This is a genomic window from Enterobacter cloacae complex sp. 2024EL-00227 (assembly GCF_043945315.1).
Taxonomy (GTDB): Bacteria; Pseudomonadota; Gammaproteobacteria; order Enterobacterales; family Enterobacteriaceae; genus Enterobacter; species Enterobacter roggenkampii.
The window spans coordinates 209,051-224,264 of sequence record NZ_JBIMQP010000008.1; the positions used below are offsets into that span (position 1 = coordinate 209,051).

Here is a 15,214-nt window from a genome sequence, read left to right on the forward strand (position 1 = left end):
TGTTAACACTAACAAAAGGGAGATTGCACCCTCTGCTGGCAGATTGATGTGCTGGCACTTTCGCATGAATTTGCAGGTTGCATATTCCCGGCGCTCGCAATTTAGAAATGCAGAGCTACTCTTGAACAGGTCTTTAAACCCAAAGGTGCATACCATGAACGTATCCAGTAGAACGGTTGTGATATTGAACATCCTTTCCGCCACAGGTTTATTGTTGATTCTCGCCGAACGATTCCACTGGTTCTGAACCGCCCCCTACGCTGGCATAACCCAATCGTTCCTGCGAAGGGGCATATTCAGGCCCTGTTTGGTAGACTGTGGATATCAACGAACAAGGATTAGGTTATGCCAACAAAACGATTTGCCGTAAAACACTGGAAAATGGTGCTGGTGCTGATTGCCATCTGCGGCGCAATGCTGTTACTCCGTTGGGCGGCGATGATTTGGGGTTAGGGGCGAGTAGAGCTCATCAGAAGGGACGTCACAAGATCAGAGAGAATAAACGGGCCGACATTATCATCGGCCCGTCTTTATTACATTCTATAACCCAGTGAAACCGTGGTTCTGCGGTCGGTATGATCCGGCGCAGACTCTGGTGGTGAAGAGTTCCAGGTCACGTTGTAGGCGACTTTCAGACCAAAGTGTTCGTTGATGGCCACGTTGAGCGCCGTCTCAGAGTTCAGCGTCGTGTCGTCGGCACCAAATACAGAAACACCCTGTGTAAATTTGGTGTTATCAGTCATCTGCCAGGCATAGGTACCAGAAGCGTAACCGAGCGGTTGGGTTTTGGTATCGCCATTGGTGTACTCGTCGTAACGCACACCGGGACCGAATTCAAAACGGAGGCTGTGTACCGGACCGTTCAGGAACTGACGACCATAACCCGCCGTGAACACGTCACGCTGGCGATAACCGTTGTAACGGTCGGTTAACCAGCTTGCCTGACCAAACAGGTAGTCATAGTCGGTCATGTTGTAACGGCTACGTCCGCCTACCGCATATTTCTCGGAAGAGCGTTCGTCATTAGCGGACGTATTGCTGGCATTACCCCACAGAGACCAGGCGGTGGTATTACCGTACCAGGTGAGCGTACTGTCCGCCGTCAGAGAAGAGCTTTTGGTGTTACCGGATTGTGCCAGGTACCCCGCGTTCAGGTTACCTTCAAACGGTTTTTTCGCGGTGGAGGGATCGTCCATGACAGTAAAAACGGAATCATCGGCGGTCGCGTTCATAGCCGCAAACACGCCACCCGCCAGCATCAGTGCAGCGGGCACTGTCTTTAAAAGCTTCATTTTATTAAGGAGTCCGTACAACAAAAAAAGAGACCACACGGTCCCGGAATCTTTCTTGAGGATCAATGACAAGGCGTCCAGAGAAAGGTAACAAATTATAAAAAGCCGCAAATAACATAGCAATGTTTTCTTATTTCATTTTTTGAATAAGAACGATCCCAAAAAGCGTTTTATTTTATATGTCTCCGGCCTCACTTTTATTCACTATTCATATTTAAAATCATACTGTTATTTACATTGCCTTCCTGACAAATGGTGCCAGACTAAAAGGAACCCATGCTAAAAGGAGGTAATGATGGTTCCTATCTACACCCTGACGCTCTCCCCTTCCCTTGATTCCGCCACCCTGACGCCGCAGATTTATCCGGAAGGTAAACTGCGCTGTAGCGCCCCGGTCTTTGAGCCCGGCGGTGGCGGTATCAACGTGGCGCGCGCCATTACCCACCTAGGCGGCAAAGCCACGGCCATTTTCCCCGCAGGCGGTGCTACCGGTGAACACCTGGTTTCCCTGCTTGCAGATGAACAGGTGGCCGTAGAGACCGTCGAGGCGAAAGACTGGACGCGGCAAAACCTGCATGTCCACGTGGAATCCAGCGGCGAGCAGTACCGGTTTGTCATGCCGGGCGCGAAACTCACCGATGACGAGTTTCGTCAGCTTGAAGAGAAAGTGCTGACGATAGAAAGCGGCGCGCTGCTGGTGGTCAGCGGCAGCCTGCCGCCCGGCGTCAGCACGGAAAAATTAACCGCGCTGATTCAGGCGGCGCAGCAACGCGGTATCCGATGCATCGTTGACAGCAGCGGCGAGGCTCTGCAGGCGGCCTTAGTGCCGGGCAATCTTGAGCTGGTCAAACCCAACCAGAAAGAGCTAAGCGCGCTGGTCAACCGCGAACTGACGCAGCCTGACGATGTGCGCACCGCCGCGCAGGAGCTGGTACGCAGCGGCAAAGCGCGACGCGTGGTGGTTTCCCTCGGTCCGCAGGGGGCACTGGCCGTCGATGAAACGTCGTCCGTTCAGGTTGTTCCACCGCCGATGAAGAGCCAGAGCACGGTTGGCGCGGGTGACAGCATGGTGGGTGCGATGACGCTTAAACTGGCGCAGGGTGCGTCACTGCTGGAGATGACGCGCTACGGCGTGGCGGCGGGTAGCGCCGCCACCATCAACCAGGGCACGCGCCTCTGTTCGCTGGCCGATACGCAAAAAATCGTCGATTACCTGTCCCGAAATTAACGTCTGTTCCCCTTCATCTGCATGAAGGGGAACGTCATCCCCGAGTCGCCAAACGCAAACTATCGACTATGCTAAGAAAACTTCCATGATAACAATGAGGTGAATTATGAGCAGTGGTGACATCACTCGTTATGTCGTAACCGTCAACCTTCATGAGGCATCGCTTACCGAGCTGAATGAGCTCAACAATGCGTTTACCCGGGCTAATTTTCTCCTCACCCTGACGGATGACGAAGGCAATATTCATGATTTAGGCACTCTGGCATTTGGCCTGATCGGCGCGCTTAATAAAGAAGAGGTCCATGCGCTGGCCGCCAGCCTGGTGGAAAGTGTGACCGACAAGCCAGCCGAAATTGACGTCGACACCTGGGAAAGCTGGCAGAAAAAAGAACAATAAGTGCCCTGTATGAAATTAAACCGCTCAGGTGTGCGTTAGTTCGTATTTTTTTACCGCAATAATGCGCTAACTTTATGATCTGGCAGACAACATGGGAGAGTCAACATGTGGCAGGCTATCAGTCATCTTTTAAGTGAGCAGCTGGGTGAAGGTGAAATTGAACTGCGTAACGAACTGCCAGGCGGAGAGATCCACGCCGCGTGGCATTTACGCTACGCAGGGCGCGATCTCTTCGTAAAATGCGATGAACGCGAGCTGCTTCCGATATTTACCGCCGAAGCCGATCAGCTGGAGCTGTTGTCGCGCAGTAAAACGGTGACGGTCCCGCAGGTTCTGGCCGTCGGTAGCGACCGCGATTACAGTTTTCTGGTCATGGAATATCTCCCCGCCCGTCCGCTGGATGCCCATAACGCTTTCATTCTTGGCCAGCAGCTAGCGCGCCTCCATCAGTGGAGCGACCAGCCGCAGTTTGGCCTTGATTTTGACAACGATCTCTCCACCACGCCACAGCCCAATGCCTGGCAGCGTCGCTGGTCGACGTTTTTTGCCGAGCAGCGCATTGGCTGGCAGCTTGAGCTTGCCGCCGAGAAAGGGCTGGAGTTTGGCAATATTGATGCCATCGTCGAGCACGTGCAGCAGCGCCTGGCCTCCCACCAGCCTCAGGCGTCTCTGCTCCACGGTGATTTGTGGTCCGATAACTGCGCGCTGGGCCCCAACGGCCCCTATATCTTCGACCCGGCCTGCTACTGGGGCGACCGTGAGTGCGATCTTGCCATGCTGCCGCTGCATCCTGAACAACCGCCGCAAATATACGACGGATATCAGTCGGTTTCTCCCCTGCCGCCCGGCTTCCTCGATCGTCAACCGGTGTATCAGCTTTATACGCTGATGAACCGCGCCATACTTTTTGGTGGGGAACACCTGGTTAACGCCCAGCGGGCGCTTGAGCGCATGCTTGCCGCCTGAGACGCGAACGGGTGGCTTTGCCGCCACCCGTATCGGTTACAGAAAACCGAGCAGTGAGAAGAAGAAGTATCCTGCCACAATGATGATCACGGGAAGGATATAGAGCGGGAAAATTTGCAGGAAAATGGTGTGACGCGGCACAACAATGCGGGATTCAATCTGCTCCCGGCTCATGCCTTCCGGGCCTTTGGCCTGCTCCAGAATGAGCTGGTCCTCGACGCCCTCGCGTAAGAAGCGCGTCTGACGGCTCATTCGCGCGCCAGAGGCCTGCAGCGCCAGCGCAACAAAGATCAGGGCGTAGATCACCCAAAAGCCGATATTCAGCTGATGCTGAAAATCCGGGGTCGGTGAGTTAAACCAGAAGACATTCAAGAATGGCGTATTAAAACGCATCATCTCAATCATCACATGCGCAAAATCAAGCATAACCGCATTGATACCCGGCTGTTTTTCGCTGTGATCGTACATAAATTTGAGTACAGAAATCAGCGTAGAAATGACGGCAGGAATAAAAATCACCCAGCCAGCAATACGTTTTAAGACCGCAATGCGTCCAGCTTGTTGATACGTCATCAGTTCCTCTTCATAAAGACGCGTTATTTGTGCCTAAGTCTACCTGCTGGTCGTCAATTTCGCCCGCTCTTTAAAAGCAATATGCTAAATTGCAGAGTGTGCTTAGCACTTATCGTCTGTCGAACACCCTGGATAAGGAGACGTTGTGATGTCGACACCGCGCCAAATTCTTGCCGCAATTTTTGACATGGATGGATTACTGATCGATTCCGAACCGTTGTGGGATCGCGCCGAACTGGAGGTCATGGCCAGCCTGGGCGTGGATATCAGCCGCCGTAATGAACTTCCCGATACGCTGGGCCTGCGCATCGATATGGTGGTTGACCTGTGGTTTGCCCAACAGCCGTGGGCTGGACCGGGTCGTGATGAAGTGACCGCGCGCATTATCAGCCGCGCCATTTCGCTGGTAGAAGAGAGCAAGCCGCTGCTGCCCGGCGTACGTGAGGCCGTCGCGCTGTGTAAAGCCCAGGGGCTCAAGGTCGGCCTGGCCTCGGCGTCACCGCTGCATATGCTGGAAAAAGTACTCATCATGTTTGAACTGCGCGACAGTTTCGACGCGCTGGCGTCCGCTGAGAAATTGCCTTACAGCAAGCCGCACCCGCAGGTCTATCTCGACTGTGCCGCTAAGCTCGGCGTGGATCCCCTCAACTGCGTTGCGCTGGAAGATTCCGTTAACGGCATGATAGCGTCTAAAGCCGCGCGGATGCGCTCCATTGTGGTGCCTGCGGAAGAAGGCCGCCACGATCCCCGGTTTGCCCTTGCCGATGTGAAGCTGATTTCACTGGCAGAACTCACGGCGCATCACCTGCGGGGCGGTTAAGACCCTACTGCAGTTTGTGACAAACAGTTACACCGTCACCTCTTCCGCCTACTGTATAAAAACCCTATACTGTATGAATTGACAGTTTTATGGGTTTTATCATGACGGCGGAAGGCCACCTGCTTTTTTCTATCGCGTGCGCAGTATTTGCCAAAAACGCTGAACTCACCCCCGTGCTGGCACAGGGGGACTGGTGGCATATCGTCCCTTCCGCCGTTTTGACCTGTCTGCTGCCCGATATTGACCATCCCAAGTCCTTCCTCGGTCAGCGCCTGAAGTGGGTGTCAAAACCCATCGCCCGCGCGTTCGGCCACCGGGGGTTTACGCACAGCCTGCTGGCCGTGTTTGGCCTGCTGACGCTTTTCTATTTAAAAGTGCCCGAAAGCTGGATCGTCCCCGGTGATGCCATTCAGGGGATGGTGCTGGGCTATCTGAGCCATATTCTGGCCGATATGCTGACGCCTGCGGGCGTACCGCTGCTGTGGCCCTGCCGCTGGCGCTTCCGTTTTCCTATCCTGGCACCGCAGAAAGGGAACCAGCTTGAGCGCGTCTTGTGCATGGCGCTGTTTGCTTACGCCGTCTGGATGCCGCAAACGTTGCCCGAAAACAGTGCAGTCCGCTGGTCTTCCCAGATGATTAATTCGCTACAATTTCAGTTCAATCGCTTTATTCATCACCAGATTGAACAGTAAACCAACAAAACTATCCCATTTGTCATAACCCATTCCATTTGGATATAAGCGCGACATCACACTTCTGCTAACCTTCCGCCAACAGGATCGGTAAAAACCGACCCGATAATAAATCAGGAGAACGGGGATGAATTTTCCACTCATCGCGAACGTCGTTGTGTTCGTTGTATTGCTATTGCTTCTCGCGCAGGCGCGCCATAAACAGTGGAGCCTGGCGAAAAAGGTGCTGGTTGGTCTGGCCATGGGTGTCGTATTTGGTCTGGCATTACAGGCTATTTATGGCTCCGATAATCCAGTACTGAAAGATTCCATTCAGTGGTTCAACATTGTCGGTAACGGCTATGTTCAGCTGCTGCAGATGATCGTTATGCCGCTGGTGTTCGCCTCTATTCTGAGCGCCGTTGCCCGCCTGCATAACGCGACCCAGTTGGGAAAAATCAGTTTCCTGACCATCGGCACGCTGCTGTTTACCACCCTGATTGCCGCGCTGGTGGGTGTGCTGGTCACTAACCTGTTTGGCCTGACTGCAGAAGGTCTGGTTCAGGGTACCGCTGAAACGGCGCGTCTGACTGCGATTCAGACCAACTACGTCGGTAAAGTGGCTGACCTGACCGTGCCGCAGATGGTGCTCTCCTTCATTCCGAAGAACCCGTTTGCTGACCTGACCGGTGCGAGCCCAACCTCCATCATCAGCGTGGTGATTTTCGCCGCGTTCCTGGGCGTGGCGGCGCTGAAGCTGCTGAAAGACGATGCGCCAAAAGGCGAACGCGTGCTGACCGCGATTGATACCCTGCAAAGCTGGGTGATGAAGCTGGTTCGTCTGGTCATGCAGCTCACCCCTTACGGCGTGCTGGCGCTGATGACCAAAGTGGTTGCCGGCTCTAACCTGCAGGACATCATTAAGCTGGGCAGCTTCGTTGTCGCCTCTTACCTGGGCCTTGGCATTATGTTCGTGGTACACGGCATCCTGCTGGGCGTGAACGGCGTCAGCCCGCTGAAATACTTCCGTAAGGTCTGGCCGGTACTGACCTTTGCCTTCACCAGCCGTTCCAGCGCCGCGTCTATTCCGCTGAACGTTGAAGCACAGACTCGTCGTCTGGGCGTGCCTGAATCCATCGCCAGCTTCTCTGCCTCCTTTGGTGCCACCATTGGTCAGAACGGCTGTGCGGGTCTGTACCCGGCGATGCTGGCGGTAATGGTTGCTCCTACAGTCGGCATTAACCCGCTGGATCCAGTCTGGATCGCCACGCTGGTCGGGATTGTTACCGTAAGCTCCGCAGGCGTTGCGGGCGTTGGCGGCGGCGCAACCTTCGCCGCGCTGATTGTGCTGCCTGCGCTGGGTCTGCCCGTGACGCTGGTTGCCCTGCTGATCTCCGTTGAGCCGCTGATCGACATGGGCCGTACCGCGCTGAACGTCAGCGGCTCCATGACCGCCGGTACGCTGACCAGCCAGTGGCTGAAGCAGACCGACAAAGCGATTCTGGAAAGTGAAGACGACGCCGAACTGGCGCATCGTTAATCGCTGTAGAAATAAAAAAACCGCCAACAGGCGGTTTTTTTATGGCTGTTATTCTTCAACCTCTTCATCCTGGCGGATCTGTATCGCCCACCGCTGTGCGGACTCCGGCACCGTAAAGGTGGGAGAGCGACGGAAATGCTCGCCGATCAGCACAAAGGCCACGTATTTCCCCCGTAACTGCCACACATCGCGAAAACCCTCCACTTTCAGGGCATGGTCTGGCGGCGCGGGCTCAACGCGGGGCACATAGCTAATAACCTGGCGGTTTTGTTGACGAAGAGGTTTCATAAGCGACGGATTCACTAAAGCAAATTCTTGAAGCAGGAAAATTCTATCATAGCCGATCCTGCTGCCTTCCGTCGCGCTCCGAGTGGGTGAGATGGCTCCTTTCGTTAATGATGGCATGTGAAAACTCTTAGTTCGCGAGCCATCTCACGACATTGTTCTATCCTTAATAGGGTTTTTAGCAATGAATAAAGGAGAAGCGTGCAATGTCGAACAAAGATAAAACACATCAATCACCCATTCATGGCACTGAAGAATCTCAACCGGGCATGGACTCTCTCGCCCCTTCTGACGGCTCTCACCGCCCCTCCCCGGGCCCTTCCGCACCAGGCGAACAGCCTACCGCACCGGGAAGCATGAAATCCCCGGATACGGGAAACGAGAAGCTGAAATCGCTTGAGCCACACCGTAAAGGCGGCGAAGGTTTTGCGCTCACCACCAATCAGGGCGTGCGCATCGCTGACGATCAGAACTCACTTCGCGCAGGCTCGCGCGGGCCAACCCTGCTGGAAGACTTCATTCTGCGGGAAAAAATCACCCATTTTGACCACGAGCGGATACCGGAACGCATCGTCCACGCACGCGGTTCCGCTGCGCACGGCTATTTTCAGCCCTACAAGAGCCTGAAGGCGATCACCAAAGCGGACTTCCTCTCCGACCCGGATAAAATTACCCCGGTATTTGTGCGTTTCTCCACCGTACAGGGCGGCGCAGGTTCGGCAGACACCGTCCGGGATATCCGCGGCTTTGCCACCAAGTTTTATACCGAAGAGGGGATTTTCGATCTGGTCGGCAATAACACGCCGGTGTTTTTCATTCAGGACGCGCATAAATTTCCTGACTTTGTCCATGCGGTAAAACCGGAGCCCCACTGGGCCATACCGCAGGGACAAAGTGCGCACGACACCTTCTGGGACTATGTCTCCCTGCAGCCTGAAACCTTACACAACGTGATGTGGGCGATGTCAGACCGCGGGATCCCCCGCAGCTACCGCACCATGGAGGGGTTTGGCATCCATACCTTCCGAATGATCAACGCCGAGGGGAAAGCCATGTTTGTCCGTTTCCACTGGAAGCCGGTGGCGGGTAAAGCCTCGCTGGTGTGGGACGAGGCGCAGAAGCTGACCGGGCGCGATCCGGACTTCCATCGCCGCGAGCTCTGGGAATCCATTGAAGCGGGCGACTTCCCGGAATACGAGCTGGGCCTGCAGCTCATCCCGGAAGAGGACGAATTTAAGTTCGATTTCGACCTTCTGGACCCGACGAAGCTAATCCCGGAAGAGCTGGTGCCGGTGCAGCTGGTGGGTAAAATGGTGCTCAACCGCAACCCGGATAACTTCTTTGCCGAAAACGAGCAGGCCGCGTTCCACCCGGGGCATATCGTGCCGGGGCTGGACTTCACCAACGATCCGCTCCTGCAGGGACGCCTGTTCTCCTATACCGATACGCAGATCAGCCGTCTTGGCGGGCCGAACTTCCACGAAATTCCGATCAACCGCCCAACCTGCCCGTACCACAACTTCCAGCGCGACGGGATGCACCGTCAGGATATTGATACCAACCCGGCGAACTATGAGCCGAACTCCATCAACGATAACTGGCCGCGTGAAACGCCTCCCGGACCGAAACGCGGTGGATTCGAATCCTATCAGGAGCGTATCGATGGCAATAAAATTCGCGAGCGCAGCCCCTCGTTCGGCGAGTATTACGCCCACCCTCGCCTGTTCTGGAACAGCCAGACGCCGATTGAGCAACAGCACATCATCGGCGGCTTCAGCTTTGAGCTGAGTAAAGTGGTGCGCACCTACATCCGCGAGCGCGTGGTCGATCAGCTGGCGCATATTGATGTTCAGCTTGCCCAGAGCGTTGCGGATAACCTGGGCATTACGCTGACCGACGAGCAGCGTAACCTCGCTCCGCCGAAAGAGGTTAACGGCGTGAAGAAAGATCCGTCGCTGAGCCTGTATGCGGTGCCGGGCGGCTCGATTAAAGGCCGCGTGGTTGCCATTCTGCTGAACGACAAAACCCGCGCCAGCGACGTGCTGGGGATCATGCAGGCGCTAAAAACCCAGGGCGTGCATGCCAAACTGCTCTATTCCCGCATGGGTGAGGTGACGGCCGACGATGGTTCTGTGCTGCCGGTCGCGGCGACCTTTGCCGGTGCGCCATCGCTCACCGTCGATGCGGTGATTGTGCCGGGCGGAGATCTTGCCAGTCTGCTGACCAACGGCGACGCCGTCTATTATCTGCTGGAAGCCTATAAGCACCTGAAACCGATCGCGCTGTCCGGCGATGCGCGACAGTTTAAAGCGCAGCTGAAGGTGGCCGATCAGGGTGAGGACGGCATTGTCGAGGGCGATAGCGTTGACGATGCCTTCATGACGAAGCTGTTTGATTTGCTCGCCGCGCACCGCGTCTGGTCGCGAAGCAGCAAGGTCGATCAGATTCCGGCGTAAAAAAAGCCCGGTAGCGGCTTCGCCTTACCGGGCCTACAAGAGTTAGCAGGTCGTTCGTAGGCCGGGTAAGGCGAAGCCGCCACCCGGCAACTCTTACAGCTCCCTGAACGTCCCCAACCGATACCCGCGTTCGGCAATCGCGTATTTCAGCGAGGCCGACGTCAGCACGTCCAGCTCCGCCAGCCGCGGCCAGCAGTAGGCACTTTTACGCACGGTGTTATCGACAAAGGCAGGATGCGCCATCACTTCCACCGAGGTTTCACCGCGGGCAGCGGAATCATCCAGCACCTTCAGGAACAGCGCTTCGCTGATCTCTTCTCCGTAAAACGCGCTGCTGAACCCCTCAGTGGATGTAACAGCGCAGTCCGGCAATCCGTGCACCTCGCGATCCACGCGCATCGCCACGCCTTTGCGCTGCGCAAACCCGGCGACAACAGGGAAAATTGCCGGGATCATATGCACGTGGTGATGGCTGTCGATGTGCGTCGGCGCTTTACCAAACACATCAACGAAGCGGTTGAACTGGCACTCCAGCTCGCGGGCAATCTCTTCGAGCGGCAGAGCACCCTGCTCCGCCCGTTCCCAAATCCATTTACCCAGCTGGCCGTCGCGCGTCAGGCCCGGCATTGGCGAAAGCGGCATCCCGAGCGTCAGCACAAAATGCATGCCGACGCCCAGCTCCGGCACCTCGCGGCTCAGCTGCGCCGCGTGTTCAACCGCCTCAGCGTTAACCAGCGCTGTTGTAGAGGTCACAACCCCCCGGCGACAGGCTTCAATAATGCCGTAGTTCTGGCCTTTCGAGAGGCCAAAATCATCAGCATTAACGATCAGCAGGTTTTCCATTGTGCGTCCTCTTATTGCTGTTTGAACTTCAGCTTCTCGATCGTGGCAGCAAAGTTCGGCAACCACTTTTCATGCGCCAGGATCATCTCGCTGGCCAGCTGCTCCGCGTCGCGGTCAGAATGCACCAGCGGGCTGAGGTTCAGGGCCAGCAGCACGTCGTTGAGTTCCCCGCTCAGCGCCGCGTTGCTTGCTGCCACTTCAAAGCCTTTGATGGTATGAATCAGCCCCATGACCTTGTCATCGAAGTGGGTGATACGGGGATGCGGTTTAGCCCCCTCGCGCCCCAGGATGCAGGTCATTTCAACGGCCCAGTCAGCCGGAATATTGTCGACATGGCCGTGATGCGGGACGTTGACATAGTGCTCAGCCTGCTTGTCGTTGTAGATGGCGTTGATCACTTCACACGCCGCATCGGAGTAGTAGGCCCCGCCGCGCTGCTCCAGCTCTTTCGGTTTGACGTTCAGGTTCGGGTCTTTATACAAATCGAACAGCTGCTTTTCGACCTTCTGAACGATCTGCGCACGCGCGCCGCCCTTATAATACTCGCCCATTTCAATGGCCAGCATCTCTTTCTGCTTGAAGTAGTAAAGCAGGTACGAGCAAGGCAGCAGATTCAACGAGCGGATCAGCCCTTCGCTGAACGGCAGGTCAAAGATGTTTTTCACCGATGCCGCCGTCAGACGACCGGAGGCCACGCCGTCGAGGAGCTCGGCAAAGCGCGATTCCCCGTTCACGATGACATCTTTAATAAACACCATGTGGTTCAGGCCGAACAGATCGATGGAGAGATCGTCGTTGTCGGTCAGCGCCAGCACGTCGCGGATGAACATCTTCATGCCGATCGGAATATTACAGACGCCGATAAAGCGTTTGAAGTTCGTATGACGATAGACCGCTTCAGTGACCATGCCGGCCGGGTTGGTGAAGTTAATGACCCACGCGTTCGGGCAGATCTCCTGCACGTCTTTGACGATGTCGAAAATCACCGGGATGGTGCGCAGGCCTTTAAACAGACCGCCCGCGCCGTTGGTCTCCTGCCCCAGATACCCGTGGCTCAGGGGAATACGCTCGTCCAGCTCACGCGCTTTCAGCTGGCCGACGCGCAGCTGGGTGGTGACAAAATCCGCATCTTTCAGCGCCAGACGACGATCGAGGGTTTTATGCACGGTCAGAGGCACGCCCGCTTTTTCCACCATGCGCTTGCACAGGTCGAAAATAATATTCAGCTTCTCCTGACCTTCCTCAACGTCTACCAGCCATAATTCGCTGACCGGTAATTCATGATAACGTTTCAGGAAACCTTCGAGTAATTCCGGGGTATAGCTGCTGCCGCCACCAATGGTTACGACTTTTAATTTCTTCTGCATAATATCTCCCTTAGCGTATCAGGTTAATCGCCTGCAAGGTATAGCGTGCTCTTCCCGCTATTTGGGCAAGCCATTAAAGCAATATTCGTGGCGGGTAATCCGCCGACAGTTAATTAATTACCGTCAAATTTTTCCGGTAACTGTTCGGTGTGAATGACGTCAATTTCTTAAAGGTTTTAATAAACAGGCTGGGGCTGCTGTATCCTGACTCGTATGCAATATCGGTGACAGAATAGTTGGTAATTTCCAGCTGTTTTTTAGCAAAATTAATGCGGATTTCATTAATAATTTGCACGGGCGTTTTACGGTAATAACGCTGCGTCGCGCGGGTCAGATATTCCTGGGATTTGCCCGACAGAGAGACCATATTTTCCAGCGCATTTTCGCTGAACTGGCTTTTATCGTGCATCAGCTCAACGGTGCTGCGCAGCCATTGCGGAATATCATCCGTCACCTGCTGCTCTTCACGATGATGGCGCAGCCTGTTCATCACGTAGAAGGTCACCGTTTCAATAAACTCATCAAATTCATTGTCGCGGAAGTTAAGCGAGGCGATAACCGTTTCAATCCAGGTCATGAACTCGTTTTTGACGCGATAAACCTGGGAGGCCACAAAGCAGAACGGCACCAGCGGCAGATAGTGCTTCTCGAAGAAACGTCTGCTGACGCCCACATTCAGAATGCGGGTGGCACCAAATTCGTAAAAGCTCTGGTGATAAGATCCCATCGGCAGGAAGACAAAATCCCCTCGTTCAAGCAGAACGCGCTTACCGTTGATCTCCTGGTAGTAGCGGCCGGTCAGAACAATCGTGAACTCGTAGTAGTCATGCTGATGCAGACCGCTGGCGCTCTCCGTTTTGTTGTAGATAACCACGTGAAAATTTTTGCCATTAAACAGCTGCTGTTCAAGTGCGGTTTTAATTTCCATCGTGCTGACCTCCTGCTACTCAGTCTGACTTACTGCATCTTCTCGTGAAGCTCAATGAGCTCCGCCACCAGCTCGCGTGCCAGCATCGAGGTCATCAGGTGATCCTGCGCGTGGACCAGCACCAGGCTGACCTTCATCTTCCCTTCGCCCTGATCGCTTTCAATCAGCTTTGTCTGCACCAGGTGCGCTTCGTTCAGCGCCGTGCGGGACTGTTCCATCATGGTTTTCGCCGCGGCGAAATCCCCCTGCTTGGCCTGCTTCAGCGCGGCGTAGGCCAGGCTACGGGCCTGCCCGGAGTTGATGATAAGCCCCATCACCACTTCTTCGAGATCGTTCTCGACGGCTTCGTCTGCGACAATATTATCCAAATCTAACATCTTTAAGCTCCTTATGGCTGGCGCGGGTTTCCCCGCGCCGTCAATCTTAGAATTTCAGTGAGAGGGCGATATCCTCTTCGCTCTCTTCTTCATCAATGATGGTGGCGGCTTTGTTCGCAATCGCCACGAACGGCATGTACAGCAGGGTGGCAATCCCGAGGTTAAATATCGCCAGCAGGAAGGCTGCAACGCTGCCGTTGGTGTTGAAGAAGGCGCCCAGACCCGCTGGCATGGTCCACGGTGCAATGTTGGTGACCGGTGGAATGATGCCCATGTAGTACGCCGTCAGGGTGATAGCGGCCAGCAGCGGCTGAACCAGGATGAACGGAATGAACATGACCGGGTTCATGATGATTGGCAGACCGAACAGAATCGGTTCGTTAATCTGGAAGATGCCTGATGGCAGCGCCAGCTTCGCGACCTGACGGTAGTCTGCGCGACGAGAGACAATAAAGACCGCGATGATCAGACCCAAGGTTGCCCCGGTACCGCCCAGGAAGATATAGGAGTCAAGCATCGGCTTCGCCCACACATGGAAAGTTTTACCCGCTGCCAGCGCCGCATCAACGGAGCCGTACTGCTGATAAAGTGCAACGTTTTCCAGTGCCCACGGGGTCATAATTCCGCTGTCCAGCGCGGCCAGTGCCAGTGAACCATGCACGCCAAAGAACCACAGCAGAGAGGTAAAAATCACGTACGCCCAACCGACCACGCCACCCATAGACGCCAGCGGCGTAGAGATAGAGTCCATGATGATCTGGTGGAAGTTCGTGCCCCAGTGAGAGAGCGCCCAGGCGATAATCCCCATAATAGAGAGAATAATGAAGCCTGGAATCAACGCGGAAAATGAACGGGAAACGGAGGCCGGTACGCTATCCGGCAGGCGGATCACCCAGTTGCGACGGATAATAAAGGTGAACATCTCTGCCACCACCAGGCCGATAACAATACCGGAGATGATGTTAGCCCCACCCAACCAGTTGGCGCCCACAGCATAGGCTTCACCGACGCTGTACGGGGTCACTGTCATAAAGGCGGCGACGGATAATAACCCGGCGGCCAGTGGGTCCACCTTACGCTCTTCTGCCAGCGCCATCCCAATAAAGAAAGGCGCCATCAGCGACATAATCCCCAACGTACCGTTATAGACGTTGCCGCCGATGGCTTTAAAACCATTAAGGGTTTCAATTGTGGAAGCGTCTAACCGAATTCCTAATGAATAAAAGAAGGAACCTTCACCAAAGCTCAGAAAAACGTTGTTAATTAAAACGAACATGGCCCCGGCCAGCGTCAACGGCATTAATTTAATAAAGCCGTTTTTGATGGCATTAACGTGAGGCTGCTTTCCTATTTTAACAGCAAAAGGAAGGAGTACCTTTTCAAGTGAAGCGATGACTTTACTCATAGGAAAATACCCTTAAATGCCGTAACGCATGTTACGGCGTATTGTGTGTGAAATAACTCTTTGACG

Annotated in this window: 17 protein-coding genes; 9 read left to right on the forward strand and 8 right to left on the reverse strand. The window is 54.9% G+C overall.

Annotation, left to right across the window (positions count from 1 at the left end):
* The first annotated feature begins 154 nt into the window (after positions 1-154).
* Entirely contained in the window at positions 155-247 is a 93-nt protein-coding gene (gene yncL, locus ACHH0Z_RS15745) for a stress response membrane protein YncL (RefSeq protein WP_021241082.1), read from the forward strand.
* 98 nt (positions 248-345) lie between these two features.
* Complete coding sequence (yniD, locus tag ACHH0Z_RS15750; RefSeq protein ID WP_008500658.1) at positions 346-453, forward strand: small membrane protein YniD; 108 nt, start codon at positions 346-348, stop codon at positions 451-453.
* A gap of 80 nt (positions 454-533) precedes the next feature.
* Here yniD and ACHH0Z_RS15755 read toward each other — a convergent pair whose 3' ends face one another.
* Positions 534-1,292 (reverse strand): YdiY family protein, encoded by a 759-nt coding sequence (locus ACHH0Z_RS15755; protein WP_021241081.1) that lies wholly within the window; start codon positions 1,290-1,292, stop codon positions 534-536.
* 295 nt (positions 1,293-1,587) lie between these two features.
* On the opposite strand from ACHH0Z_RS15755, the gene pfkB reads away from it, so the two are divergent.
* From pfkB to ACHH0Z_RS15770, 3 genes are all read left to right on the forward strand, one after another.
* The gene (gene pfkB, locus ACHH0Z_RS15760) at positions 1,588-2,520 is read left to right on the forward strand and encodes a 6-phosphofructokinase II (protein ID WP_021241080.1); all 933 of its coding nucleotides are present in this window, start codon (positions 1,588-1,590) and stop codon (positions 2,518-2,520) included.
* Between the two features lie 106 nt (positions 2,521-2,626).
* Positions 2,627-2,917, forward strand: coding sequence for a type V toxin-antitoxin system endoribonuclease antitoxin GhoS (gene ghoS / locus ACHH0Z_RS15765; protein WP_008500661.1), 291 nt, complete (start codon positions 2,627-2,629; stop codon positions 2,915-2,917).
* Positions 2,918-3,022: 105 nt separating this feature from the next.
* Positions 3,023-3,883 carry a fructosamine kinase family protein gene (locus ACHH0Z_RS15770; protein ID WP_008500662.1) on the forward strand — a complete coding sequence of 287 codons (861 nt, stop codon included), beginning with the start codon at positions 3,023-3,025 and terminating at the stop codon, positions 3,881-3,883.
* 36 nt (positions 3,884-3,919) lie between these two features.
* Here the strand turns inward: ACHH0Z_RS15770 and ACHH0Z_RS15775 are convergent, their stop codons facing one another.
* On the reverse strand, positions 3,920-4,456 hold the full coding sequence (locus ACHH0Z_RS15775) for a YniB family protein (protein WP_008500663.1): 537 nt from the start codon (positions 4,454-4,456) through the stop codon (positions 3,920-3,922).
* Between the two features lie 148 nt (positions 4,457-4,604).
* Between ACHH0Z_RS15775 and hxpB the strand changes: the two genes are divergently transcribed.
* The 3 genes from hxpB (at position 4,605) to tcyP (ending at position 7,487) form a co-directional block, all read left to right on the forward strand.
* A complete protein-coding gene (hxpB, locus tag ACHH0Z_RS15780) occupies positions 4,605-5,276 on the forward strand; it encodes a hexitol phosphatase HxpB (protein ID WP_021241077.1) in 672 nt (223 codons plus the stop codon).
* A 101-nt stretch (positions 5,277-5,377) separates the two neighbouring features.
* Positions 5,378-5,968, forward strand: a complete 591-nt coding sequence (locus ACHH0Z_RS15785) for a metal-dependent hydrolase (protein ID WP_032644865.1) — start codon at positions 5,378-5,380, stop codon at positions 5,966-5,968.
* 127 nt (positions 5,969-6,095) lie between these two features.
* Positions 6,096-7,487: a cystine/sulfocysteine:cation symporter gene (gene tcyP, locus ACHH0Z_RS15790; RefSeq protein WP_008500667.1), complete on the forward strand. Its 1,392-nt coding sequence runs from the start codon at positions 6,096-6,098 to the stop codon at positions 7,485-7,487.
* A gap of 48 nt (positions 7,488-7,535) precedes the next feature.
* On the opposite strand, the gene cedA is transcribed toward tcyP, so the two are convergent.
* Positions 7,536-7,811 (reverse strand): cell division activator CedA, encoded by a 276-nt coding sequence (gene cedA / locus ACHH0Z_RS15795; RefSeq protein WP_256663159.1) that lies wholly within the window; start codon positions 7,809-7,811, stop codon positions 7,536-7,538.
* Positions 7,812-7,978: 167 nt separating this feature from the next.
* Between cedA and katE the strand changes: the two genes are divergently transcribed.
* Positions 7,979-10,228 carry a catalase HPII gene (katE, locus tag ACHH0Z_RS15800; RefSeq protein ID WP_045406299.1) on the forward strand — a complete coding sequence of 750 codons (2,250 nt, stop codon included), beginning with the start codon at positions 7,979-7,981 and terminating at the stop codon, positions 10,226-10,228.
* Between the two features lie 93 nt (positions 10,229-10,321).
* Here katE and chbG read toward each other — a convergent pair whose 3' ends face one another.
* From chbG to chbC, 5 genes are all read right to left on the reverse strand, one after another.
* Entirely contained in the window at positions 10,322-11,071 is a 750-nt protein-coding gene (gene chbG / locus ACHH0Z_RS15805; RefSeq protein WP_045406302.1) for a chitin disaccharide deacetylase, read from the reverse strand.
* An 11-nt stretch (positions 11,072-11,082) separates the two neighbouring features.
* A complete protein-coding gene (locus ACHH0Z_RS15810; protein ID WP_023292678.1) occupies positions 11,083-12,438 on the reverse strand; it encodes a 6-phospho-beta-glucosidase in 1,356 nt (451 codons plus the stop codon).
* A gap of 109 nt (positions 12,439-12,547) precedes the next feature.
* Complete coding sequence (gene chbR / locus ACHH0Z_RS15815) at positions 12,548-13,366, reverse strand: transcriptional regulator ChbR (protein WP_008500673.1); 819 nt, start codon at positions 13,364-13,366, stop codon at positions 12,548-12,550.
* 29 nt (positions 13,367-13,395) lie between these two features.
* Complete coding sequence (chbA, locus tag ACHH0Z_RS15820; RefSeq protein WP_021241072.1) at positions 13,396-13,743, reverse strand: PTS N,N'-diacetylchitobiose transporter subunit IIA; 348 nt, start codon at positions 13,741-13,743, stop codon at positions 13,396-13,398.
* A 46-nt stretch (positions 13,744-13,789) separates the two neighbouring features.
* The gene (gene chbC, locus ACHH0Z_RS15825; RefSeq protein ID WP_008500675.1) at positions 13,790-15,148 is read right to left on the reverse strand and encodes a PTS N,N'-diacetylchitobiose transporter subunit IIC; all 1,359 of its coding nucleotides are present in this window, start codon (positions 15,146-15,148) and stop codon (positions 13,790-13,792) included.
* Positions 15,149-15,214 lie beyond the last annotated feature (66 nt).